The 22,887-nt window shown below is 67.6% G+C and carries 17 protein-coding genes; 6 read left to right on the forward strand and 11 right to left on the reverse strand.

Annotation, left to right across the window (positions count from 1 at the left end; genetic code table 11):
- The first annotated feature begins 322 nt into the window (after window positions 1–322).
- Entirely contained in the window at window positions 323–2,260 is a 1,938-nt protein-coding gene (locus CFE50_RS01120; RefSeq protein ID WP_286729714.1) for an autotransporter domain-containing SGNH/GDSL hydrolase family protein, read from the forward strand.
- 51 nt (window positions 2,261–2,311) lie between these two features.
- On the opposite strand, the gene CFE50_RS01125 is transcribed toward CFE50_RS01120, so the two are convergent.
- The 5 genes from CFE50_RS01125 to CFE50_RS01145 form a co-directional block, all read right to left on the reverse strand.
- On the reverse strand, window positions 2,312–4,636 hold the full coding sequence (locus CFE50_RS01125; protein ID WP_286729716.1) for a putative bifunctional diguanylate cyclase/phosphodiesterase: 2,325 nt from the start codon (window positions 4,634–4,636) through the stop codon (window positions 2,312–2,314).
- Window positions 4,623–5,672: a polyamine ABC transporter substrate-binding protein gene (locus CFE50_RS01130; protein ID WP_286729717.1), complete on the reverse strand. Its 1,050-nt coding sequence runs from the start codon at window positions 5,670–5,672 to the stop codon at window positions 4,623–4,625. Before CFE50_RS01130 ends, CFE50_RS01125 begins: the two co-directional genes overlap by 14 nt.
- Before the next feature lie 147 nt (window positions 5,673–5,819).
- Complete coding sequence (locus tag CFE50_RS01135) at window positions 5,820–6,449, reverse strand: phosphatase PAP2 family protein (RefSeq protein WP_241808283.1); 630 nt, start codon at window positions 6,447–6,449, stop codon at window positions 5,820–5,822.
- A gap of 170 nt (window positions 6,450–6,619) precedes the next feature.
- Window positions 6,620–7,810, reverse strand: coding sequence for a methionine adenosyltransferase (gene metK, locus CFE50_RS01140; RefSeq protein ID WP_027598218.1), 1,191 nt, complete (start codon window positions 7,808–7,810; stop codon window positions 6,620–6,622).
- A 116-nt stretch (window positions 7,811–7,926) separates the two neighbouring features.
- Entirely contained in the window at window positions 7,927–8,925 is a 999-nt protein-coding gene (locus CFE50_RS01145; protein WP_286729722.1) for an ArsR/SmtB family transcription factor, read from the reverse strand.
- Between the two features lie 213 nt (window positions 8,926–9,138).
- Here CFE50_RS01145 and CFE50_RS01150 point away from each other — a divergent pair, with 213 nt between their 5' ends.
- The 5 genes from CFE50_RS01150 to tkt all read left to right on the forward strand — a co-directional run bounded on the left by CFE50_RS01150 (window position 9,139) and on the right by tkt (window position 14,725).
- Window positions 9,139–9,780 carry a paraquat-inducible protein A gene (locus CFE50_RS01150; protein ID WP_027603063.1) on the forward strand — a complete coding sequence of 214 codons (642 nt, stop codon included), beginning with the start codon at window positions 9,139–9,141 and terminating at the stop codon, window positions 9,778–9,780.
- On the forward strand, window positions 9,777–10,418 hold the full coding sequence (locus tag CFE50_RS01155; protein WP_286729725.1) for a paraquat-inducible protein A: 642 nt from the start codon (window positions 9,777–9,779) through the stop codon (window positions 10,416–10,418). Before CFE50_RS01150 ends, CFE50_RS01155 begins: the two co-directional genes overlap by 4 nt.
- Entirely contained in the window at window positions 10,402–12,048 is a 1,647-nt protein-coding gene (locus tag CFE50_RS01160) for a PqiB family protein (RefSeq protein WP_286729728.1), read from the forward strand. Before CFE50_RS01155 ends, CFE50_RS01160 begins: the two co-directional genes overlap by 17 nt.
- Window positions 12,045–12,644 carry a PqiC family protein gene (locus tag CFE50_RS01165; RefSeq protein ID WP_286729731.1) on the forward strand — a complete coding sequence of 200 codons (600 nt, stop codon included), beginning with the start codon at window positions 12,045–12,047 and terminating at the stop codon, window positions 12,642–12,644. The genes CFE50_RS01160 and CFE50_RS01165 overlap by 4 nt, the downstream gene beginning before the upstream one ends.
- Before the next feature lie 83 nt (window positions 12,645–12,727).
- Complete coding sequence (gene tkt, locus CFE50_RS01170) at window positions 12,728–14,725, forward strand: transketolase (protein ID WP_286729735.1); 1,998 nt, start codon at window positions 12,728–12,730, stop codon at window positions 14,723–14,725.
- Window positions 14,726–14,794: 69 nt separating this feature from the next.
- Here tkt and CFE50_RS01175 read toward each other — a convergent pair whose 3' ends face one another.
- The 6 genes from CFE50_RS01175 to nrdI all read right to left on the reverse strand — a co-directional run bounded on the left by CFE50_RS01175 (window position 14,795) and on the right by nrdI (window position 22,886).
- On the reverse strand, window positions 14,795–16,660 hold the full coding sequence (locus tag CFE50_RS01175; RefSeq protein ID WP_286729738.1) for a type VI secretion system Vgr family protein: 1,866 nt from the start codon (window positions 16,658–16,660) through the stop codon (window positions 14,795–14,797).
- An 87-nt stretch (window positions 16,661–16,747) separates the two neighbouring features.
- Entirely contained in the window at window positions 16,748–17,284 is a 537-nt protein-coding gene (locus tag CFE50_RS01180) for a methylated-DNA--[protein]-cysteine S-methyltransferase (protein WP_286729739.1), read from the reverse strand.
- On the reverse strand, window positions 17,281–18,819 hold the full coding sequence (locus tag CFE50_RS01185; RefSeq protein ID WP_286729741.1) for a DNA-3-methyladenine glycosylase 2 family protein: 1,539 nt from the start codon (window positions 18,817–18,819) through the stop codon (window positions 17,281–17,283). The genes CFE50_RS01180 and CFE50_RS01185 overlap by 4 nt, the downstream gene beginning before the upstream one ends.
- 548 nt (window positions 18,820–19,367) lie before the next feature.
- On the reverse strand, window positions 19,368–20,348 hold the full coding sequence (gene nrdF / locus CFE50_RS01190) for a class 1b ribonucleoside-diphosphate reductase subunit beta (protein WP_286729743.1): 981 nt from the start codon (window positions 20,346–20,348) through the stop codon (window positions 19,368–19,370).
- 10 nt (window positions 20,349–20,358) lie between these two features.
- Window positions 20,359–22,500: a class 1b ribonucleoside-diphosphate reductase subunit alpha gene (gene nrdE / locus CFE50_RS01195; RefSeq protein WP_286729745.1), complete on the reverse strand. Its 2,142-nt coding sequence runs from the start codon at window positions 22,498–22,500 to the stop codon at window positions 20,359–20,361.
- Window positions 22,482–22,886 (reverse strand): class Ib ribonucleoside-diphosphate reductase assembly flavoprotein NrdI, encoded by a 405-nt coding sequence (nrdI, locus tag CFE50_RS01200; protein ID WP_027598230.1) that lies wholly within the window; start codon window positions 22,884–22,886, stop codon window positions 22,482–22,484. The genes nrdE and nrdI overlap by 19 nt, the downstream gene beginning before the upstream one ends.
- Between the last annotated feature and the right edge of the window lies 1 nt (window position 22,887).

Here is a 22,887-nt window from a genome sequence, read left to right on the forward strand (position 1 = left end):
CTGGAAAACGGCGCAGCCTTTTCCACTGGGGTTCGCCGCCAGAGAGCCCTCACCCCAACCCTCTCCCAGAGGGAGAGGGGGCTATTCGAACGGGTGCTCAGCGTCGTCGCCCCATGAGCGCTGCCACTGGTAGATCAGCAGACTCGACAGTCATGACGGGCCGCCTTGGTCGAATTATCGACAGCCGTCTGGCATGCCGTCCAGACGGCATGAACGTCTTGCAAGTTTTTGTTCACACCCAGATACAACGTCATGAAAACCGTCTAGCGTGAGACGACACGCCCTGACGCGTGCTCCGATAACAACAACCAAGGATGCAGGCATGACATCTTTTCTCAGGCAACGCCTGCCGCTGGCCATCGCCCTGGCCACGGCGCTCGCGGCAACCGCCCAGGCGGCTCCCAATCCCTACAGTGGCTTCACCGTGTTCGGCGACAGCCTGCTCGATGCCGGGCAATTTCCCGATACCGGGGTCACGGGCGCCAGCCTCAGATTCACCAACCGCGGCGGGCCCGGCTACAGCCCGGCCAGCGGTGCGGTGACCGGACCGGTGTCCTCGATCCTGCTCGGCCAGCAGCTGGGCTTCGATGTTCGTACCCTGGACGCTTCGACTTCCCTGATCAATCAGCGGATCGGTCTGAGCGATGGCGACAACTGGGCCACGGGTGGCTACACCACGGCGCAGATCCGCGATTCCATCATCGCTCGCAACGGTTCGGTGGTGGCGGTGGGTGGCCTGACCCTGCGCAGTCGTGACGGCTACCTGCCCGGCCTCGCCAGCCAGGGACTGAGCCTGGATCCCAACACCCTGTTCTATATCAGCGGCGGGGGTAACGACTTCCTCCAGGGCCTGGTCACCTCGCCGGCCACCGCGGCGGCCGCGGCCAATCGCCTGGGCGACGGCGTGGCTGCCCTGCAGCAGGCCGGCGCCCGCTACCTGGTGGTCTGGCTGCTGCCCGACATCGGCCAGACCCCGGCCCTGGCCGGTTCGCCGCAACAGGCGGCCAGCTCGGCCCTGAGCCGGGTCTACAACCAGGCGCTGGTGACGCGCCTGGCCGGCATCGACGCCGAGATCATCGGCCTCAACGTGCCCCAGCTGCTGGCCGAGGTGGTGGCCGAACCGGGCCGCTATGGCCTGGCCAGCGGGCAGAATCTGACCGGCACCTGCTTCAGTGGCGACAGCTGCACCCGCAACACCACCTATGGCCTGGGTGCGGCGGCGGCCGATCCCAGCCAGCTGCTGTTCAACGATCGCGTCCACCCGACCATCACCGGTCAGCGGCTGATCGCCGACTACGCCTATTCGCTGCTGGCGGCGCCCTGGGAGGTCACCCTGTTGCCGGAGATGGCCCAGTCCACCCTCAGGGCGCACCAGGACGGCCTGCACCAGCGCTGGCTGGGCGACTGGCATGCCTGGCAGCCGGTGGGGCGCTGGCAGGGCTATGTGGATACCAGCGCGCGGCGTCTGGATGTCGACGACCAGCGCAGCACCGCCGGCGGCGACGGCAACGGCTACAGCCTGGACCTGGGTGGCAGCTATCGACTCAGCGAGGAATGGCGCCTTGGCGTGGCGGCCGGTGTCGCGCGCCAGCGCCTGGAGCCCGGCGCGGCCGATTCCAGCTATCGCCTCAACAGCTATCTGCTCAGCGCCTTCGCCCAGTACCAGGGCGAGCGCCTCTGGGGCGATCTCACCGCCACCGGTGGCCGGCTGGACTATGACGACCTGAGCCGCCGTTTCGCCCTCGGCCCGACCACCCGCAGCGAGCAGGGCGACACCGACGGCGATCTGCGCGCCCTCTCGGCGCGGCTGGGCTACGACCTGGCGGCGGCCGGCAGTCCCTGGCACCTGAGTCCCTATCTCAGCGCCGACTATGCCCGCGTCCAGGTGGATGGCTATCGCGAGCGCGGCAACGACGCCACGGCGCTGGAGTTCGACGACCAGTCGAGCACCTCGCGGCGGCTGGGGCTGGGTCTGCAGGGGCGCTGGCAGCTCGCCCCGTCCACGGCGCTGTTCGCCGACCTGGGTCGCGAGCGGGAATTCGCCGATGGCACCCGCGACGTGACCATGCGCCTGAACAGCGTGCCAGGTCTGGACTACACCCTGGACGGCTACCAGCCCGACAGCGACCGCACCCGACTGAGCCTGGGCGTGGTCCAGCGGCTGACCCCGGAACTGACCCTGCGCGGTGGCTACAGCTATGCCGGCGCGGGCGATAGCCATCAGCAGGGCGTGGGCCTGGGCCTGTCACTGGACTTCTAACCGCCGCGCTGCGGACAAGGCCCGCTGACAGGGTGTCAGCGGGCATTGCGGCTAGACCCGGCTGGGATCGCCCAGGCGCTGGCGCTGCCAGTCGCGCAATTCGTCCAGACGGCGCGGCGGGCAGACCAGAAAGCCCTGCAGGAGATCGCAACCGGCCTGTTGCAGGCAGAGCTGCTTGAGTTCGGTGTCCACGCCCTCGGCGATCACCTGGGCGTCGCGGGCATGGCAGAAGGCGATGAGCGCATCCAGGCTGGCCTGGTTGCCGGGCTGGCTGAGGCGCTCGACGATGAGCCGGTCGAACTTGATGGTGTCGGCGGGATAGTCGGTGACCTGCTGGATCGAGGTGTAGCCGACGCCGAAATCGTCGATGGCCACGCGAAAGCCCTCGGCGCGCAATTCATGCAGCAGCCCCAGGGTCCGCTCGTTCAGCTCGGCGGCGAAGGTCTCGGTGAATTCCAGTTCCAGGCGGGCCGGATCGACACGGTGGTGGCGGACCCGCTCGCGCAGATAGGGCACGATGTCGGCCTGGTCCAGTTGCGCCGACGACAGGTTGATGGACAGCACCAGGTCGCTGCCCAGCACCTCCTGCAGCGCCGGGTATTCGCGGCAGGCCTGATCCACGACCCAGCGATCGATCCAGCGAAAATGCCCCTGGCGTTCGGCGATGGGGATGAATTCCGCCGGTGACACCGGGCCGAGGCGCGGCGAATTCCAGCGCAGCAGGGTTTCGGCGGAACGCACCTGGCCGTTGCTGTCGACGGCCGGCATGTACACGAGATGGAATTCCTCGTCCGGGTTCATGCGCCGCAGGTGCTCGTCCAGGAGATCCTGGCGGCGCTGGCGCGCGGCCAGTTCCGGGGTGAAGTGCACCAGGCGGTTGCCGCCTTCGTTCTTGGCCCGCTCCAGGGCCAGGTCGGCCTGGGCCAGCAGGTCGGCCAGGTCCAGCGGGGCCTCGGGGGTCGCCAGGCCGAGGCTCAGGGTCACCGCATAGCGCCGCTCGCCAACCAGGGTGCCGTTGTCGTGGTTCTGCTGCAGTTGCTGGCCCAAGGCGAGGGCATCGGTCGCCGCCGCCGGGCCGCGCAGCAGGATGGCGAATTCATCGCCCGCCAGGCGGGTGAACACCAGCTCGTTGTCCACCTGATGGGCTTCGAGCAGGTGCTGGGTCTGCCGGGCCACGGCCTGCAGCAGTTCATCGCCCACCTCGTGGCTGAATCTGTCGTTCACCGACTTGAAATGGTCCAAGCCGAAATAGAGCAGGGCGATACGACGGCCGTCCGGCTTGCCTGCCAGCCAGGATTCACCCATGAGCTGGAAATAGCGGCGGTTGCCGATCTGGGTGAGGACGTCGGTGCGCAGGGCCGTGCGCAACTGCGCCTGGATGGCCAGGTTGTTGTCGTGCAGGCGCTTCATGTTGGCGCCCAGATGGCCGATCTCGCCGGGTTCTTCGCCGGTTTCGAGCGCCTGGCGCTGGCCTTCCAAGACCTCCGTGAGCTGACTGTCCAGACGGGCGATGGGTCGGGTGATATAGCGGCGGATCAGCACGATCAGCACCAGGATGCAGGCCAGGGTCACTAGCAGGCCACCGCCGAAGTAGGTGATCGCCAGGCGGCGCAATTCCCGGTCGAGGTGCCCCGGATCCGGGGTCAGGCGCACATAGAGATCGGGCGACAGGCGCTCGACGGCGGTGAAATCGCTGGAGCGGACGGGGAGCGTCCGGCTGAATTCCAGAGGCGCGCCATAGCTCTGCTCGAGGGTGCGGCGCATGGCCTCCATCCGGTCCGGGCTGACCGCCAGTTGCAGCGTCATCGCCAGGCCGCGCTGACCCGGCAGGGGCGGTCCGGCCGTGCTCGGCAGCAGTGACGTGGTCGCCACCAGCAGCGAGCGCCCCTGTTCGTCGAGCAGATAGTCGCGCCGCTCCAGCGGCCCGCTCGGCTCCTGGGCCAGGCGTTCGAGCAGTTGCCGCTGGACGGCGCTCAGCTGGGCGAAAGGGTCGCCACTGCGCTCGTAGTAGTAAGCCAGGCTGAGGTCGGGACGGGCGATGGCCAGGGAGATATGGCTGGGCGCATCGTTGCCGGCCAGCTGGCGCACCGCCAGTTGCAGCTGGGTACCCAGGGCTTCGTTGCGATAGGGCACCTCGGTCTGCCGCAGGAAGTTGCCCAGGGCGGCGCTGTTGGACAGGGCATAGAGCAGGTTGCGGCTGAAGTGATCGTACTCGCGATAGGTGGTTTCCAGCGCCGCCAGGTCATGTTTGACCCGCGAGCGTTCGAGGCCGATCACCGCTTCGCGCTGCACCGTGTAGCCCAGCCCCACCAGGGTCAGCATGCAGAGCAGGGCGACCGGCAGGATCAGCAGCAGGGCGCGTCTATTGAGCGTCATGGCGACCTACCAGGGCACTGCCGATGCGTTGCCGGGTCTGGAAGGTATCGGGCGGACCTTCGCGAAAGACCTGGCTGCGGGCGAGTACGTCATCGGGGGGGAACAGGCTGGGGTCCTGACGCAGGTCCGCCGGCAACAGGCGCAGGGCGCCGGCATTGGGGGTCGCCAGGTGCAGGTCCTCGGTCGCCAGCACGGCATTGCGCGGTTCGTTGAGGAAATCGATGAAGCGCCAGGCGGCGGCCTGGTGCCGGGAGCTACTGAGCAGGGCCACGCAATCCACCCACAACAGGCTGCCCTCGCGAGGCGTGACGAAGCGCCAGGGCTGCCCGGGCGTCGCGGCATTGAGCAGGTGCTGGTCGCCGCTGTAGCCCAGGGCCAGCTCGATGCGGTCGCTGTAGGCCGGATTGTGCAGGGCGCTGACCACGTACTGATAGGTCAGCACCGCCGGGGCCTGGGCCTTGAGCAGGGCGAAGCTGCGTCTGAGCAACTCGGGATCGTCGCTGTTGATGGCGGCGCCCAGAGTGATCAGAGGGGGCACCAGCAGATCGTCATGGTCTTCGAGCATGGCGATGTGGCCGTGCAGGGCTGGCTCCGGCTGCAGCAGCGGCTGCCAGGACGAGGGCGCCCGGGCCAGGCGATCGCTGCGATAGAGCAGGCCCAGGGTGCCCCAGACGTAGGGCACGGCATAGTCGCCGCAACTCTGGCGCCAGCGCGGATCGAGCTCGCTCAGGTGGGGCAGGCGCTGGGGATCGATGCGCGTCAGCAGGCCGTCCTGGCCGAGGCGGGTGGCGCTGACCTCGTTGATCACCACCAGGTCGAGATCGGCGTCGCCGCGCGCCAGGGTGGCATCCCGCACGTCGCTGCTGTCGAAATGGATTTCCTGCACGGGAGGATGGGCCTTGGCCCAGCGCTGCAGCAGGGTGTCGCTGAAATAGCCTTCCCAGGTATAGAGCCGCAAGGGCTCGGCAGCCGCCACGGGTGACGCGGGCAGCCCGGTGAGCACCAGGCTGCAGACAAGGGGGAGGCAGTAGCGCATGCGGACGACTCGGCGGCAAGGACTGACTTAACTAGGAGGGGCCGCAAGGCCCTGACGTTCACCCCGCGAACGTCAGGGCTCTTGCCAGTCTAGGAGTCATCCGCGTATTCGCCAGCCGCGGGCGCCGTCTATTGCACGCGCTGAGCCTCAGTTCTGCAGCGGCGCCACCCCGGCACGCTGATGGGCGCGGGTCCAGGGCTTCTGCTCGTCGGCGAATTTTACCGCCAGACGCTCCAGCACCCGTTGCGTCGGGGCATTGGTGCCATGCAGCAGCAACAGGGGCAACAGCAGCAGGGTGGCGCCCAGCGCCGCCTGACGCGGCTTGAGATTGACCTCCTGGCCGCGCAGCAGCCACAGCAGGCTGCCGCTGGCGGCGTAGCCGATGGGCAGACCGGTCACCACTTCCGAGATCGAGTGATAGCCCAGCACCACCCGCGAGACAGCGATGAGCAGGGCGCACAGCGCGCCCAGGGCGGCCGCGGTCAGCCGCAGCGACGGCCGCGCCCGGCTGGCCAGCAGCCAGCCGAGAACCGGCAGCACGCTGCCCACCAGCATGGAATGGCCGCTGAAGCCGGTGAAGTCCAGGCGCGGAATGCCCAGGCCCCAGCCAAAGAAGGCGATCTTGGACAGGGCCACGCTGAGACTGGCCGCACCAAACAGCAGCAGCCAGAGCAGTGCCGCCCGCGCCGACAGACCGGCCAGCAGCCAGAGCGCGATCAGCACGGCGCAGGGAAGCATCACCGAAGAATCGCCGAAGTTGGTGATGAACAGCCACATGGATAAGCACACTCCTGGAGAAGACGAGGCATTCTGACCACCGGACGCCCAGAGGTTGCATCGCCCGTGCCAGCCTGTGGACTGGCGCAAGAAAGCGCTGGGATTCCGCTTGCAGACCCAGAAAAAAGCCCCGGCACCGGAGGTGGCGGGGCTGTCTGCCGGGAGGCGTCTTACAGACCGGCAGCGGCGCGCAGGGCGGCGGCGCGATCGGTGCGTTCCCAGGTGAAGGTGGTGAAGGTGTCATCGCCCACGGTGATTTCCTGCGGGTGGCGACCGAAGTGACCGTAGGCCGCGGTGGCCCGGTACATCGGGTGCAGCAGGTCGAGCATGGTGGTGATGGCGTAGGGGCGCAGGTCGAAATGCTCGCGCACCAGCTGCACGATCTTCTCGTCGCTGATCTTGGCGGTGCCGAAGGTGTTGATCGAGATGGAGGTGGGCTGGGCCACGCCGATGGCGTAGGACACCTGGATCTCGCAACGATCGGCCAGGCCGGCGGCGACGATGTTCTTGGCCACGTAGCGACCGGCGTAGGCGGCGCTGCGGTCGACCTTGGACGGGTCCTTGCCGGAGAAGGCGCCACCGCCGTGACGGGCCATGCCGCCGTAGCTGTCGACGATGATCTTGCGGCCGGTCAGACCGCAGTCACCCACCGGGCCGCCAATGATGAACTGGCCGGTCGGGTTGATGTGGAACTGGGTGTCCTTGTGCAGCAGCTCGGCGGGGATGACGTGCTTGACGATCAGCTCCATCACGGCTTCGCGCAGGTCGGCGTACTTGACCTCGGGATTGTGCTGGGTGGACAGCACGATGGCGTCGATGCCGACCACCTTGCCGCCGTCGTAGCGGCAGGTCACCTGGGACTTGGCGTCCGGGCGCAGCCAGGGCAGCAGGCCCGACTTGCGTGCTTCGGCCTGACGTTCCACCAGGCGGTGGGAGAAGGTGATGGGCGCGGGCATCAGCACATCGGTCTCGTTGCAGGCGTAGCCGAACATCAGGCCCTGGTCACCGGCGCCCTGGTCTTCCGGCTTGCTGCGATCTACGCCCTGGGCGATGTCCACCGACTGCTTGCCGATGATGTTGACGATGCCGCAGGTGGCGCCGTCGAAGCCCACGTCCGAGCTGTCGTAGCCGATGTCGACGATGACGTCGCGCACCAGTTGCTCCAGGTCGACCCAGGCGGAGGTGGTCACCTCGCCGGCGACGATGGCCACACCGGTCTTGACCAGGGTCTCGCACGCCACGCGGGCGTGCTTGTCCTGGGTGATGATGGCGTCGAGCACGGCATCGGAGATCTGGTCGGCGATCTTGTCCGGATGGCCTTCGGACACGGACTCGGAGGTGAACAGGGAATATTCGCTCATCGAATGGTTCCTAAATTACCAAGGGGTAGGGGCCCGCAGGCCGGTCGAGACAGCAGTTTCCTTGCTGGACATGACGCCCTTGAGCGTCGGGTCCGCCCGCCACTGGCCGGTTGGCCTCATGACGGGGTGTTTCCCTGATCCGGGCGCGCGAACTGGCGCACCTGGATCTGAAAGCCGTTGCGCAGGCCGAGGTAGAGGCTTTCGCCCGCCTGCAGGCCGGCGGCCTGGGCCCAGCGCGCCAGTTCGTCCTGGTCGAAGCCGAGCCAGAGATCGCCACAGGCCGCGCGCGCCCAGGTCTGGTCGTGGGGGCAGAGGTCGGTGATCACCAGGCTGCCGCCCGGTGCCACGCGCCGCGCCAGCTGCTGCAGCGCCTCCGCCGGTGCGGCGAGGTGGTGCAGGACCATGTTGAGGACCACACAGTCGGCCGCTGGCAGCGGCTCGGCGAGGGCGTCGGCCAGTTGCAGTTCGACATGGGCGAGACCGTCGCGCTGGCAGCGCTGGCGCGCCAGTTCGAGCATGGCCGGGCTGTTGTCCACCGCCACTACCCGGGCGAAGCGCCGTGCCAGGTCCGGCAGGAAGGCGCCGTCGCCCGGGCCCACCTCCAGGGCGCAGCCGCGCGGATCCAGGGCCAGGGCGTCCAGCAGGCTGAGCAGGCCGTCGCGATACTGCGGCAGGCTGGCGATCAGGTCCTGCTGGGCCTGGAATTTTTCCGCCACCCGGGCAAAGAAGTCGCGACTCACCGCCGCGCGCTGGGCATGCACCTCAGTGATCCGCGTCTGCACCGCGCTGGGCAGGTCCAGGGCGTCCACCTCTTCGAGCAGGGCGGCGTGCAGGGCGCCCCCCAGGCTGCCGGGACGGGGCAGGGCGCGGCGATAGAAGATGGCGTTGCCCTCGCGGCGGGTGGCCACCAGCTGCGCCTGGGCCAGCACCTTGAGATGGTGGCTGATGCCGGACTGGCCGGTGGCGAAGATCTGCGCCAGCTCCAGCACGCCGAAGGAGGCGCTGTGCAGGGCGCGCAGGATGTTCAGGCGCAGGGGATCGCCGCCGGCCTTGCACAGGGCGGCGAGGGTATCTCCTGGTTCTTGGCCGAGCGCCGGCACGCGGAGCGGATTCATGGGGCGCTAGTCTAGAGACCCGTCCCGGGCCTCGCAAGAAAAGCATCAAAAAGTTTTGATACTTGTCCATGGCGGTGGGCCGCGCATACCTTCGTCGAGGAAGGTAAGATGCCGGGGCCTTTTGCTCAGCGGTCTTCGCGACGTTGCGGTAACGACCGCGAGACTCGCGCGTCCAACCTGCAGCCCCCTTCCAGGAGCGTCACCGGGTAACCCATGTCCGTCCAGCCACCGTCCCCTTCCGCGCCTGCCGCCGGCACGCGTCTGGTGATCTGCGAGCACTGCGATTCGGTGCATCGCCTGGAGCCGCTCGCCGCCGGCGAGCGGGCGCATTGTCTGCGCTGTGGCGCCTTGCTCTATCGGGCCAGCCGCCTGGACATCCAGGGTCTGCTGGCGCTGGCGATCGCCGCGGCGGTGCTGTTCGTGATCGCCAATGTCGGGCCCATCCTGCAACTCAGCTTTCGCGGCCTGCACAGCGAGGCGACCCTGCTGGAATCGGTGGTCGCCATGAGTCGCGGCTTCGCCGGGCCCATGGCGCTGGTGGTGGCCATGACCCTGTTCGTGGTGCCGCTGCTGCAGATCCTGCTGCTGCTCTGGGTGCTCGGCTTCGCCCAGCTCGGCCGCCGTGCCCCCGGCTTCGCCACGGCCATGGTCACCCTGCACTACTTGCGGCCCTGGAGCATGATCGAGGTCTTCGTGCTCGGCGCCCTGGTGGCGGTGATCAAGCTGGCCGGACTGCTGCACGTGGTGGTGGGCCTGGGGCTGTTCGGCATGGTCGGGCTGATGGTGGTCCTCTTGATCATCGCCAAGCGCGACCTGCACCCGCTGTGGGACGCCGTCGGGGAGCGCGAGTCTTGAGCGCGACCCAGTTGCCCCCGCGCGCCGACGAACTCGGCCTCTGCCTCTGCCACGTCTGCGGCAAGGTCTGCACCGCGCCGCGCCGGCACAAGGCCGGCTGCCCGCGCTGCGGCTCGGCGCTGCACCGGCGCAAGCCGAACGTCTATGCCAAGACCTGGGCCTATCTGCTCGCCGCGCTGATCCTCTATATCCCCGCCAATACCCTGCCGGTGATGTTCACCGGTACCCTGGGCCGCGGCACGGAAAGCACCATCCTCGAGGGGGTGATCGAATTCTGGGAAAACGGCTCCTGGGGCGTCGCTCTGGTGATCTTCATCGCCAGCGTGGCGGTGCCCTCCATCAAGTTTCTGGTGCTCGGCACCCTGCTGGTGAGTTGCCAGCGCCGCAGCGACTGGGCCACCGCCCAGCGTGCCCGGCTCTATCGCTTCGTCGAGCTGATCGGCTACTGGTCGATGCTCGACGTGATCGTGGTGGCCCTGGTCTCGGCGCTGGTGCACTTCGGTGCCCTGAGTTCGGCGGCGCCGCGCCTGGGTATCGTGTTCTTTGGTTTCGTGGTGGTGCTGACGATGCTCGCCGCGATGAGTTTCGATCCCCGCTTGATCTGGGATGCAGAGGTGAACGATGACGGACAGGCATGAACCCGACGCCCTGGCGCCTACCCCCGAGGTACGCCGCAGTCGCTGGAGCGTATCGCTGATCTGGCTGGTGCCCATCGTGGCGGCCCTGATCGGGCTGTCCATGGTGATCCACAGCTGGGCCTCGCGCGGGCCGACCATCACGGTGACCTTTCTCACCGCCGAGGGCCTGGAAGCCGGCAAGACCCAGGTCAAGTACAAGAACGTGGTGATCGGCACCGTCAGCGACATCCAGCTGGCGCCGGACCGCAACCGGGTGATCACCACCATCGAGCTGGAAAAGTCCGCCGAGGGCTTCGCCACCAAGGACGCGCGCTTCTGGGTGGTGCGGCCGCGCTTCGGCGTCAATGGCGTCTCGGGGGTCGACACCCTGGTGTCGGGCGCCTTCATCGGCGCCGACATCGGTGATTCCACCGAGTCCCATCGCGACTTCCGCGGCCTGGAGCAGCCGCCGGCGCTGATCCACGGCGCCTCGGGCAAGAGATTCATCGTCACTGCCGACGACATCGGCTCGCTGGACGTCGGCTCGCCGGTCTATTACCGGCGCATCCAGGTCGGGCGGGTGGTGTCCTTCCACCTCAACCAGGACGGCAAGGGCGTCAGCGCGCAGATCTTCGTCGATTCGCCCTACGACCGCTTCGTCACCGCCAATAGCCGCTTCTGGAACGCCAGCGGGGTCGATGTCTCGCTCAGCGCCTCCGGCCTCAAGCTCAATACCCAGTCGCTGGCCACGGTGGTGGCGGGCGGCATCGCCTTCGTCACCCCCGAATGGCCCAAGGATCCCGAGGAGGCCCAGGAAGACCAGCGTTTCACCCTGTTCGACGACCAGACCAGCGCCCTGGCGCCGCCAGATGGCGAGCCCTTCTATGTGCGGATGAGATTCCAGCAGTCGCTGCGTGGCCTCGCCACCGGGGCGCCGGTGGAATTCCTTGGCATGAACGTCGGCCGGGTGGTGTCCCTGACCCCCGACTACGAGGATGCCCAGGATCGCTTCTCGCTGATCGTCGGCGCGGTCATCTATCCCCAGCGGCTGGGCGACGTCGGCAAGCGCATCGAGACCAAGGACCGCGACGGCAAGCTGTTCGCCGGCTGGGTGGCCCGGGGTCTGCGCGCCCAGGCCCGCACCGGCAACCTGCTGACCGGCCAGCTCTACATTTCCGTCGACTTCGTGCCCAATGCGCCCAAGGTGGCCTTCGATCCCCAGGCCAAGCCGTTGTCGATCCCTACCGTCACCGGCAGCTTCGATCGCCTGCAGGAGCAGATGGCCGGCATCGTCAACAAGATCGACAAGATCCCCTTCGATTCCATCGGCAAGAATCTCGACACCAGCCTGGCGCAGCTCAGCGGCACCCTCAAACAGCTCAACGCCGGGGTCCTGCCGCAGCTGACCACCACCCTGATGGGCGTGCAGCAACTTACCGGCAGCGCCAGCCAGAGCCTGGGCGCGGATTCCCCGGTGCAGCAGAATCTGACCCAGACCCTGGAAGAGATGCAGCGCATGGCGCGCTCCCTGCGCGTGTTCGGCGACTACCTCGGCCGCCATCCGGAATCCCTGATCCGCGGTCTGGTGACCGATCCGCCGCCCAAGTTCGAACCGGGCTCCCGCGATCCCGCCAAAGGAAAACTGCAATGAAGCGCCTGACCTGTCTGGCTTTGCCTCTGCTGCTGGCCGCCTGTTCGTCCAAGGCGCCGCTCAACTACCACACCCTGACCAGCGCCGCGGAGCCCGTGAGCCAGGCGCGCGCCGCGGACTTCCGCTTCGCCCTGCAAGGCGTCTCGGTGCCGCCGCAGGTGGATCAGCCGCAACTGGTGGTGCGCCAGGGCGACGGCATCGCCCTGCTGGAGAACGAACGCTGGATCGCGCCCCTGGCCGACGAGGTGCGCAGTGCCCTGTCCGCCGACCTGTCGCGGGACCTCGGCACCCTGGACCTGGGCGATGCCCCGCGCGGCAGCGGCGCCCCGGTGCTGCGCATCAAGGTGGATCTACAGCGCTTCGATTCGCAGCCCGGGCGCGGCGTCCAACAGGACGCGCTGTGGACCCTGCGCCTGGCCGAGCCGGGCGGAGAGCGGGTACTCACCTGCGGCAGCCGGATCAGCCAGCCCGCCGGCGCCTCCTATGCCGAGGTCGTGGCGGCGCACCGCCAGGCCCTGGCGACCCTGGCCAGGCGCATCGAACCGGTGGCACGGGCCTTCGTGGCCGACGGCGCGACGGTCTGCCCGGCGGGCTGAGGCGACCGCGCCGATTGCTGGAAGTGCCCTGGCTGGGCCAGAATAACGGCCCCTTCGCTCTGCCTCTGCCAGGAGACACCGCAATGCCCAGCCGTCGTGATCGAGCCAACGCCATCCGCGCCCTCAGCATGGATGCCGTGCAAAAGGCCAACAGTGGCCACCCCGGCGCCCCCATGGGCATGGCCGACATCGCCGAGGTGCTCTGGCACGATCAGCTCAAGCACAACCCTGGCAACCCCCAGTGGGCCGACCGTGACCGCTTCGTGCTGTCCAACGGCCACGGCTCCATGCTCATCTATTCGCTGCTGCACCTGTCCGGCTACGACCTGTCCATCGACGACCTGAAGAATTTCCGTCAGCTGCACAGCAAGACTCCGGGCCACCCCGAATACGGCTACGCCCCGGGTATCGAGACCACCACCGGTCCCCTGGGTCAGGGCATCGCCAACGCCGTGGGCTTCGCCCTGGCGGAAAAGGTCATGGCCGCCCAGTTCAACCGTGATGGCCACCAGATCGTCGACCACCACACCTACGCCTTCCTCGGCGATGGCTGCATGATGGAAGGCATCTCCCACGAGGTCTGCTCCCTGGCCGGCACCCTGGGCCTGTCCAAGCTGATCGCCTTCTATGACGACAACGGCATCTCCATCGATGGCGAGGTCGAGGGCTGGTTCACCGACGACACCCCCAAGCGCTTCGAGAGCTACGGCTGGCAGGTGATCCGCAACGTCGACGGCCACGACGCCGACGAGATCAGGACCGCCCTGGACACCGCGCGCAAGAGCGACAAGCCCACCCTGATCTGCTGCAAGACCGTGATCGGCTACGGCGCGCCGCACAAGCAGGGCAAGGAAGAGTGCCACGGCGCTCCGCTGGGCAACGACGAGATCCAGGCCGCCCGCGAGCTGCTCGGCTGGTCCCATGCGCCCTTCGAGATTCCCGCCGAGCTCTATGCCGACTGGAGTGCCAAGGAGCGCGGCGCCGCCGCCGAAGCCGAGTGGAACGAGCGCTTCGCCGCCTACGCCCAGGCCCATCCGCAGCTGGCCGCTGAATTCAAGCGCCGCATGGCCGGTGACCTGCCCGCCGATTTCTCCGAGCGCGCCGCCGCCTTCATCCAGGACGTCGCCACCAAGGGCGAGACCATCGCCAGCCGCAAGGCCAGCCAGAACGCCCTGCAGTTCTTTGGTCCGCTGCTGCCCGAGCTGCTCGGTGGCTCCGCCGACCTGGCCGGTTCCAACCTGACCCTGTGGAAGGGCGCCAAGGGTGTCACCGCCGAAGACGCCAGCGGCAACTACGTCCACTACGGCGTGCGTGAATTCGGCATGAGCGCCATCATGAACGGCGTCGCCCTGCACGGCGGCCTGGTGCCCTATGGCGCCACCTTCCTGATGTTCATGGAATACGCCCGCAACGCGGTGCGCATGTCGGCGCTGATGAAGCAGCGGGTGCTCTATGTCTTCACCCACGACTCCATCGGCCTCGGCGAAGACGGCCCGACCCACCAGCCGGTGGAGCAACTGGCCTCGCTGCGCTACACCCCCAACCTGGACACCTGGCGTCCGGCCGATGCGGTGGAATCCGCCATTGCCTGGACCGCGGCCCTGGAACGTCGCGACGGTCCCAGCGCGCTGATCTTCTCGCGCCAGAACCTGGCCCACAGCGTGCGTGACGAAGCCACCCTGGGCAACGCCGCGCGCGGCGGCTACGTGCTCAAGGACTGCGTCGGCGAACCCGAGCTGATCCTCATCGCCACCGGCTCCGAAGTCGGTCTGGCGGTGCAGGCCTACGAGCGCCTGAGCGCCGAAGGTCGCCAGGTGCGTGTGGTCTCCATGCCCAGCACCAGCGTCTTCGACCGCCAGAGTCCCGAGTACCGCCAGCAGGTCCTGCCGGTGGAAGTCGGTGCCCGCATCGCCATCGAAGCCGGCATCGCCGACTTCTGGTACAAGTACGTCGGTCTCGACGGGCGCATCATCGGCATGCACACCTACGGCGAATCCGCCCCGGCGGCCGCGCTGTTCGAGCACTTCGGTTTTACCCTGGACAACGTCCTGGCGGTGGCCGGCGAGTTGCTGGAAGACTGAGTCCTGCCGCGATAAAAGAAAAAGCCACGCTGAAGCGTGGCTTTTTTATGCCCGGGATTCAGTGCCTGCTCAGGGATTCACCCGGATGCTCGGCCCTGCCAGGGTGACCCCGCCGGCCTCCAGCTGCACGAAGCTGCCGCCGGCCTTGAGGGTCAGGCGGGCGCCGGCTTCCAGGACGATCTTCTGGCCGGACTGGAGCCGGATCTCGCTGCCGGCCTCGACCAGCAGACTGCCGTCCAGCCGCAGGTGCTGACTCTCGCCGATGTCCAGGTGGTCGTCGGCGCGCACCTCGCTGCGGCGCTCGCCCCGGGTGATGCGGTGTTCCTCGGCGTGGAATTCGCTGTAGCTGTTGCCGCGGATGCGCTCATGGCGAGCGTGGCCGATCTCGCTGCGATGATCATGGCCGATGCGTTCGTCCCAGTCGCGCTGGGCATGGACATGGATCTCTTCCTGACCCCCTTGATCCTCGCTGCGCAATTCGTTGTAGCCGTTGCCGCCGGGGCTGCTGAGGCTCTTGAAGGTGCTGCGGGTCTTGTCCCGGGGCAGTTCCAGCGGTGGGCGATGCTCGGCGTGGTACAGGCAGCCGATCACCAGGGGTTGGTCGGGATCTCCCTCGAGAAAGCCCACCAGTACCTCCATGCCGATCCGCGGAACCGCCAGGGCGCCATGGCCGTCACCCGCCCAGCCGCTAGCGACCCGCAGCCAGCAGCTGCTGCGCTCATCGGCCTGGCCCTGGCGATCCCAGTGGAATTGCACCTTGATCCGGCCCAGGGCATCGCAATGGATGTCCTCGCCGACCGGTCCGGTGACCACGGCGCTCTGGGCGCCCAGCAGCCTGGGCCTGGGATGGCGCCGGGGCAGGCGGAAGGGCTGGGTCCAGGGCCGGGCGACAAAGCTGTTGCGATAGCCCTGGTGCCAGCCGTCGGCCGGGATGGCGTCGGCAGCGTCTTCCTCCAGGACCTGCGGCTGGCGGCCCTGGTGCTGGATCTCGGTCAGCAGCCAGAGCTGATTCCAGTCGGCGCGCGGGTGCTGTTCCAGCGGCAGGAAATGCCCGCTCACCAGGCTGGGCTGGTTGCTCGCGCCCTCGGCCTGAACGGCGTCCCCTCGCAGGCGCTCCAGGCGCCGGCTGCTCAGGCGCTGGCCGGTAGCGCGATCGGTGAAGCGGCCGGGGAAGCCATAGTCTTCCAGCGCGGGCTGGGCCGTGGCGTCGGTACTGCTGTGCAGGCGCAGCCGAGGTTGCAATGGGTCGTGATCGCGCAGGGTCGCGGCGCTGCTGCGAATCTGCAGGCCGACCGCCAGGCGACTGATCACGGGTTCCTCCGCCACCAGGCCACTGCCGGGTCGATAGCGGGTGGCGCCCAGCCGCGCAAAGCCGGTGGCGTCATCGCCAAACACCAGCACATGGCCGTCGCGGCGATGCTGGTGGTGGAAGTGCAGGCCTTCTTCCTCGCAGAGGCGGGTCAGAAAGGCCAGATCGCTTTCGCCGTACTGCACGCAGTAGTCGCGCGGCGGATAGCGCGTCGGCCCCAGAGCGAAGCGATAGTCGCCGTCGAGGATGCCGTGCTCCTCGAGCAGCTGCGCCAGGATCTCGGGCACGCTGCGCCCCTGGAAGATGCGGGAATTGACGCGGTGGGCCAGGCTGGCCAGGCGCGGTACCAGTTCGGCGCGATAGCGGGTCAGGCGCCGACCGGTATCGCCCTGGGCCACGGCGGCGAGCTGGCCGTGGATGCCTTGGTCACCCGGACCCAGGGCGAGGAAGGCGGGCCGCTGCAACAGCGCTTCCAGCGGCCAGTCCGGGCGCTCGCTAACCAGCTCGAGCTGGAAGCGATAGGGCTGGCCGATGGCCTCGTGACCGTCGAAGGCGAGCACCTGGAAATCCTGGGCGACGCCGTCCAGCGTCAGGGTAAACGTCGGGGTATTGGCTGAGCTGAACATCGCGTCGCGTCCTTGCGAATCGAAAGCTCCAGTGTGCGCTACGGGGTTGCACCGGCTCAAGCCCTGAAAGCCGCATTCTAGAGCCTTTTAACAGGTAGATTCTGGCGCAGTGCCAGGCTGGGAGGCGGCGAAGAGATCCCGCGGCGGCGGCAGCGCGCCTTCCAGTTCTAGCAGGAATTGCTTGGTCGGCAAGCCGCCGCCAAAGCCGGTCAGGGCGCCGGACGCCCCTATCACCCGGTGGCAGGGCAGCACGATGGGCAGCGGATTACGCCCGTTGGCGGCGCCCACCGCGCGCATCGCCTGGGGTCGGCCGAGATGGCTGGCGAGTTGACCATAGCTCCAGGTCTGGCCGTGGGGGATCTCCGCCAGGGCCTGCCAGACCGCCAGCTGGAAGGGAGTACCGCGCGGTGCCAGGGGCAGCTCGAAGGTCTGGCGCTGGCCGGCGAAGTACTCGCCGAGCTGCGCGCGGGCCAGGTCGAGGATCGGATGGTCGGCGGCGCTCCAGCTGGCGTCACGCTTGGCCAGGTAGCGATTCTCGGGAAATTCCACCACGCGCAGGCCACTGTCGTCGGCGGCCAGGGTGAGCGTTCCTATGGGGCTGTCCAGCAGGCAGTAGGCGATCATCGAGGCGACTCCTTGGCGAGACGGGTGGGAACGGGTTCGGCGGGGGCGTCGGCGGGCGCCTTCCAGGTGGCTTCCCGCCAGACCTGCATCACCCCGTAGGCACGCCAGGGCCGCCAGGCTTCGGCGCGGGCATACAGGGCCTTGGCGGTCAGGCGCTCGCCGGGCTGCGCCAGGCGCTTCTGCAGCACCAGGTCTTCCACCGGGCAGGCATCGGGATGGGCCAGGGCGCGCAGGGCGATGTACTGGGCGGTCCAGGGACCTATGCCCTTGAGCGCGATCCAGCGCCGGGCGAAATCGTCCAGGGTGCGCCCGGTGTCGAAGTCCACCTCGCCGGCGCGCAACGCTCTGGCTACCGTACCCAGGGTACCGGCGCGGGCGCGGATCAGGCCGAGGCCGGTGAGGTCTTCCAGGGCGGCATCGGCCAGGGCGTCCACGGTGGGAAAGAAGTGGTGCAGACCGGCGGGCGGTCGACTGGCCTCGTGACCGGACTCGCCCCAGGGACGACCGAAGCGCTGCACCACCCGGGCGGTCATGGTGGTGGCCGCCACCACGCTGACCTGCTGACCGATGACGGCGCGCACGGCGATCTCGAAGCCATCCCAGCCGCTAGGCAGGCGCAGGCCCGGGCGGCGCGCCACCAGTTCGGCCAGGGTCGGATCGACCGCCAGGCCCTGGGCGATGGCTTCGGGATCGGCGTCCAGATCGAACATGCGGCGGATACGCGCCACCGCGGCCTGCAGCTCTCCAGGGGCGGCACCGTGCAACTCCAGGCGCAGTGCCGGCGTGTCGGCGTCCCAGGCCGAGACGCGCAGCCAGCCCGGCTGTTCGGGGGTGCCGATCACCCGGGCGTAGCTGTGGTCATCCAGGACCTCGACGCCGGGCAGGGCGTGACCGCGGAGAAAATCCAGCTGGGCGGCGAAGTCGTAGGGCGGACGATAGGCCAGGCGCAGGACCAGCACCGGCGAAGCGGCGGCCTGACCCTTGCGCACCTGACTGGGGACCAGGCCGTAGGCGTCGCGAAAGGCGGTGTTGAAGCGTCTCAGACTGCCGAACCCGGCGGCCAGGGCCACCTCGGTGATGGGCAGCCGGGTCTCGCTGAGCAATTGCTTGGCGAACAGCAGGCGGCGGGTGGTGAGCACCGCCAGGGGCGCAGCGCCCAGGCGCTCGACGAACAGCCGGCGCAACTGGCGTTCGCTGAGGTCGAGGCGGGCGGCGAGGGCGGGCAGGCCGCCTTCCTCCAGGCCCTCGTCCATCAGCCGCAGGGCGCGCGCCAGGGTGGCATCGCCGCGTTGCCAGTGGCCGCCGGCGGGGGAGAGTTCCGGGCGGCATCTCAGGCAGGGGCGATAACCCGCGGCCTCGGCGGCTGCGGCGCTGGGGTAGTAGCTGACGTTTTCCGGGCGTGGCGGTTGCGCCGGACACACCGGCCGACAGTAGATGCCGGTGGTGAGCACCGCGGTGTAGAACAGGCCGTCGAAACGCGGATCTCGCGCCAGGCGGGCGCGTTCGAAAGCGGGAATATCAGGGAAGGCGTTCATGGCGGCAGGTTAGCACCGCTGGGGAGGGGCGACTGGCCGTTTTCGGACGGGACCGCCGAGGTAGGGCGATCAGGAATCAGCACCGTAGCGTGGAAAACGGCGCAGCCTTTTCCACTGGGGGCTTCGTCGGGCGGCGCACCCTCACCCCAACCCTCTCCCAGGGGGAGAGGGGGCTTGTCGGAGCAGGCGGCCGGTTCAGCACCGTAGCGTGGAAAACGGCGCAGCCTTTTCCGCTGAGGACTTCGTCGCGCGGGGCACTCTCACCCCAACCCTCTCCCAGGGGGAGAGGGGGCTTGTCGGAGCAAGCGGCCGGCTCAGCGCCGTAGCGTGAAAACGGCGCAGCCTTTTCCGCTGAGGACTTCGTCGCGCGGAGCACCCTCACCCCAACCCTCTCCCAGAGGGAGAGGGGGCTTGTCGGAGCAAGACGGTTCAGCGCCGTAGCGTGGAAAACGGCGCAGCCTTTTCCACTGAGGGCTTCGTCGCGCGGGACACCCTCACCCCAACCCTCTCCCACGGGGAGAGGGGGCTGGTCGGAGCAGGAGGTTGGCTCAGAAATCCCAATCCTCGTCTTCGGTGCTCACCGCCTTGCCGATGACATAGGACGAACCCGAGCCGGAGAAGAAGTCGTGGTTCTCGTCGGCGCTGGGCGACAGGGCGGCCAGGATCGCCGGGCTGACGTCGGTCATGCTGCTGGGGAACAGGGCTTCGAAGCCCAGATTCATCAGCGCCTTGTTGGCGTTGTAGTGAAGGAATTTCTTCACGTCCTCGCTCCAGCCGACGCTGTCGTAGAGGTCCTCGGTGTAGGCCACCTCGTTGTCGTAGAGATCCTGCAGCAGCTCGTAGGCGAAGTCCTTGACCTGCTGGCGGCGCTCCGGGCTTTCCTTGGCCAGGGCCTGCTGGAATTTGTAGCCGATGTAGTAACCGTGCACCGCCTCGTCGCGAATGATCAGACGGATCAGGTCGGCGGTGTTGGTCAGCTTGGCGCGGCTGGACCAGTACATCGGCAGGTAGAAGCCCGAATAGAACAGGAAGGATTCCAGGAAGACACTGGCCACCTTGCGCAGCAGCGGGTCCTCGGCGTGGTAACGCTCAAGGATCAGGTCGGCCTTGGTCTGCAGATAGGGATTCTCTTCGCTCCAGCGATAGGCCTCGTCCACGTCGGGCGTCGAGCAGAGGGTGGAGAAGATCGAACTGTAGGAGCGCGCATGCACGGCTTCCATGAAGCCGATGTTGGCGATCACCGCTTCCTCGTGGGGAGTGACGGCATCGGCCAGCAGCGTCGGAGCGCCCACGGCGTTCTGGATGGTGTCCAGCAGGGTCAGGCCGGTGAAGACGCGGATGGTCAGTTGCTGCTCCTTGGGCGTCAGGGTCGCCCAGGAGGGGATGTCGTTGGACAGCGGGATCTTTTCCGGCAGCCAGAAGTTGCCGGTCAGGCGATTCCACACCTCCAGGTCTTTCTCGTCCTGCAGGCGATTCCAGTTGATGGCGTTGATACGGTTCAGGCGCGGCGCTTTGATGGATGCATTCATGACCTTTTCCTCACAGGCTGCAGGACACGCAGCCCTGCACCTCGGTGCCTTCCAGGGCGGCCTGGCGCAGGCGGATGTAATAGAGCGTCTTGATGCCCTTCTTCCAGGCGTAGATCTGCGCCCGATTGATGTCGCGGGTGGTGGCGGTGTCGCGGAAAAACAGCGTCAGCGACAGTCCCTGGTCGACATGGCGGGTGGCCTCGGCATAGGTGTCGATGATCTTTTCCGGGCCGATCTCGTAGGCGTCCTGGTAGTACTCCTGGTTATCGTCGGCGAGGTAGGGCGCCGGGTAGTAGACGCGGCCCAGCTTGCCTTCCTTGCGGATCTCCACCTTGGCGACGATGGGGTGGATGCTCGAGGTGGAGTGGTTGATGTAGGAGATCGAACCGGTGGGCGGGATGGCCTGGAGGTTGCGGTTGAACAGCCCGTGCGCCATCACCGAGGCCTTGAGTTCCTGCCAGTCCGCGCGGGTCGGCAGGCGGATGCCGGCCACTTCGAACAACTCGGCCACCCGCAGGGTGCGCGGGGTGAAGTCGCCCTCGGTGTACTGATCGAAGTAGTCGCCGCTGGCGTACTTGGACTCGGCGAAGCCCTGGAAGCTCTGGCCGCGTTCGATGGCCAGGCGGTTGGAGGCGCGCACCGCATGGTAGGTGACGGTGTAGAAGTACAGATTGGTGAAATCCAGGCCTTCCGCCGAGCCGTAGTGGATGTGCTCGCGGGCCAGGTAACCGTGCAGGTTCATCTGCCCCAGGCCGATGGCGTGGGAGGCGGCGTTGCCGGCGGCCACCGAGGGTACGCAGCGAATGTCGCTCATCTCCGAGACCGCGGTGAGGCCGCGGATGGCGGTTTCCACGGTGCGGCCCAGATCCGGCGAATCCATGGTGCGGGCGATGTTCAGCGAACCCAGGTTGCAGGAGATGTCCTGGCCGACATGCTCGTAGCCCAGGTCTTCGTCGAAGCGGCTGGGGGTGTTGACCTGGAGGATCTCCGAGCAGAGGTTGCTCATGTTGATGCGCCCGGCGATGGGATTGGCGCGATTCACCGTGTCTTCGAACATCAGGTAGGGGTAGCCGGATTCGAACTGGATCTCCGCCAGGGTCTGGAAGAATTCCCGGGCGTTGATCTTGCGCTTGCGGATGCGCGCATCGGCCACCATCTCGGCGTACTTGTCGCTGACGCTGATGTCGGCGAAGGGCACGCCATAGACCCGCTCCACGTCATAGGGCGAGAACAGGTACATGTCGGCGTTGCGCTTGGCCAGCTCGAAGGTGATGTCCGGGATGACCACGCCGAGGGACAGGGTCTTGATGCGGATCTTCTCGTCCGCGTTCTCGCGCTTGGTGTCGAGGAACCTCAGGATGTCCGGATGGTGGGCATTGAGGTAGACGGCGCCGGCGCCCTGGCGCGAACCCAGCTGGTTGGCGTAGGAGAAGGCGTCTTCCAGGAGCTTCATGATCGGGATGATGCCGGAGGACTGGTTCTCGATGCGCTTGATCGGCGCCCCGACCTCGCGCACGTTGCTCAGCAGGAAGGCCACGCCGCCGCCACGCTTGGACAGCTGCAGCGCCGAATTCACCGCGCGGCCGATGGACTCCATGTTGTCTTCGATGCGGAGCAGGAAGCAGGACACCAACTCGCCGCGCTGGCGCTTGCCGGCGTTGAGGAAGGTCGGGGTGGCCGGCTGGAAGCGCCCGCTGATCATCTCGTCCACCAGCGACTCGGCCAGGCCCTCGTCACCACGGGCCAGACTCAGGGCGACCATGCACACCCGATCCTCGTAGCGCTCCAGGTAGCGCTGGCCATCGAAGGTCTTGAGGGTGTAGCTGGTGTAGTACTTGAAGGCACCCAGGAAGCTCTGGAAGCGGAATTTGTAGGCATAGGCGCGCTCGAACAGCGCCTTGACGAAGGCCGGGGCGTATTGCTCCAGCACCGCCGCCTCGTAGTAGCCCTTGTCCACCAGGTAGTCGAGTTTCTCGTCCAGGTTATGGAAGAACACGGTGTTCTGGTTGACGTGCTGCAGGAAGTACTGGCGCGTCGCCTGGCGATCCTTGTCCAGCTGCAGCTCGCCGTTCGGACCGTAGAGATTGAGCATGGCGTTGAGCGCGTGGTAGTCCGCCTCGCTGCCGGTCGGGGTCAGGCCTGACGTTGCCAAAAGTCGTTCACTCCCGTGCGCACCCGGTCGACGTCTTCCGTCGTGCCGAGCAATTCGAATTGGTAGAGCAGGGGCACCGCGCACTTCTGGGCGACGATGCGTCCGCCCAGGCAGTAGCCCTCGCCGAAGTTGGTGTTGCCGGCGGCGATGACGCCGCGGATCAGGGCGCGATTGTGCGGATCGTTGAGAAAGTGGATGACCGGCTTGGGCACCGCGCCCTTGCTGCCGCCACCGCCATAGGTGGGCAGCACCAGGATGTAGGGCTCGCGGGCCTTGAGCGGTTCGGCGGCGGGATCCTGGGGGATACGCCGCGCCGGCAGCCCGAGTTTCTCGACGAATCTGTGGGTGTTCTCCGAGGTGCTGGAGAAATACAGCAGCTCACCCATG

It is taken from the genome of Pseudomonas sp. PGPPP4 (assembly GCF_002256045.1).
Taxonomy (GTDB): domain Bacteria; phylum Pseudomonadota; class Gammaproteobacteria; order Pseudomonadales; family Pseudomonadaceae; genus Chryseomonas; species Chryseomonas oryzihabitans.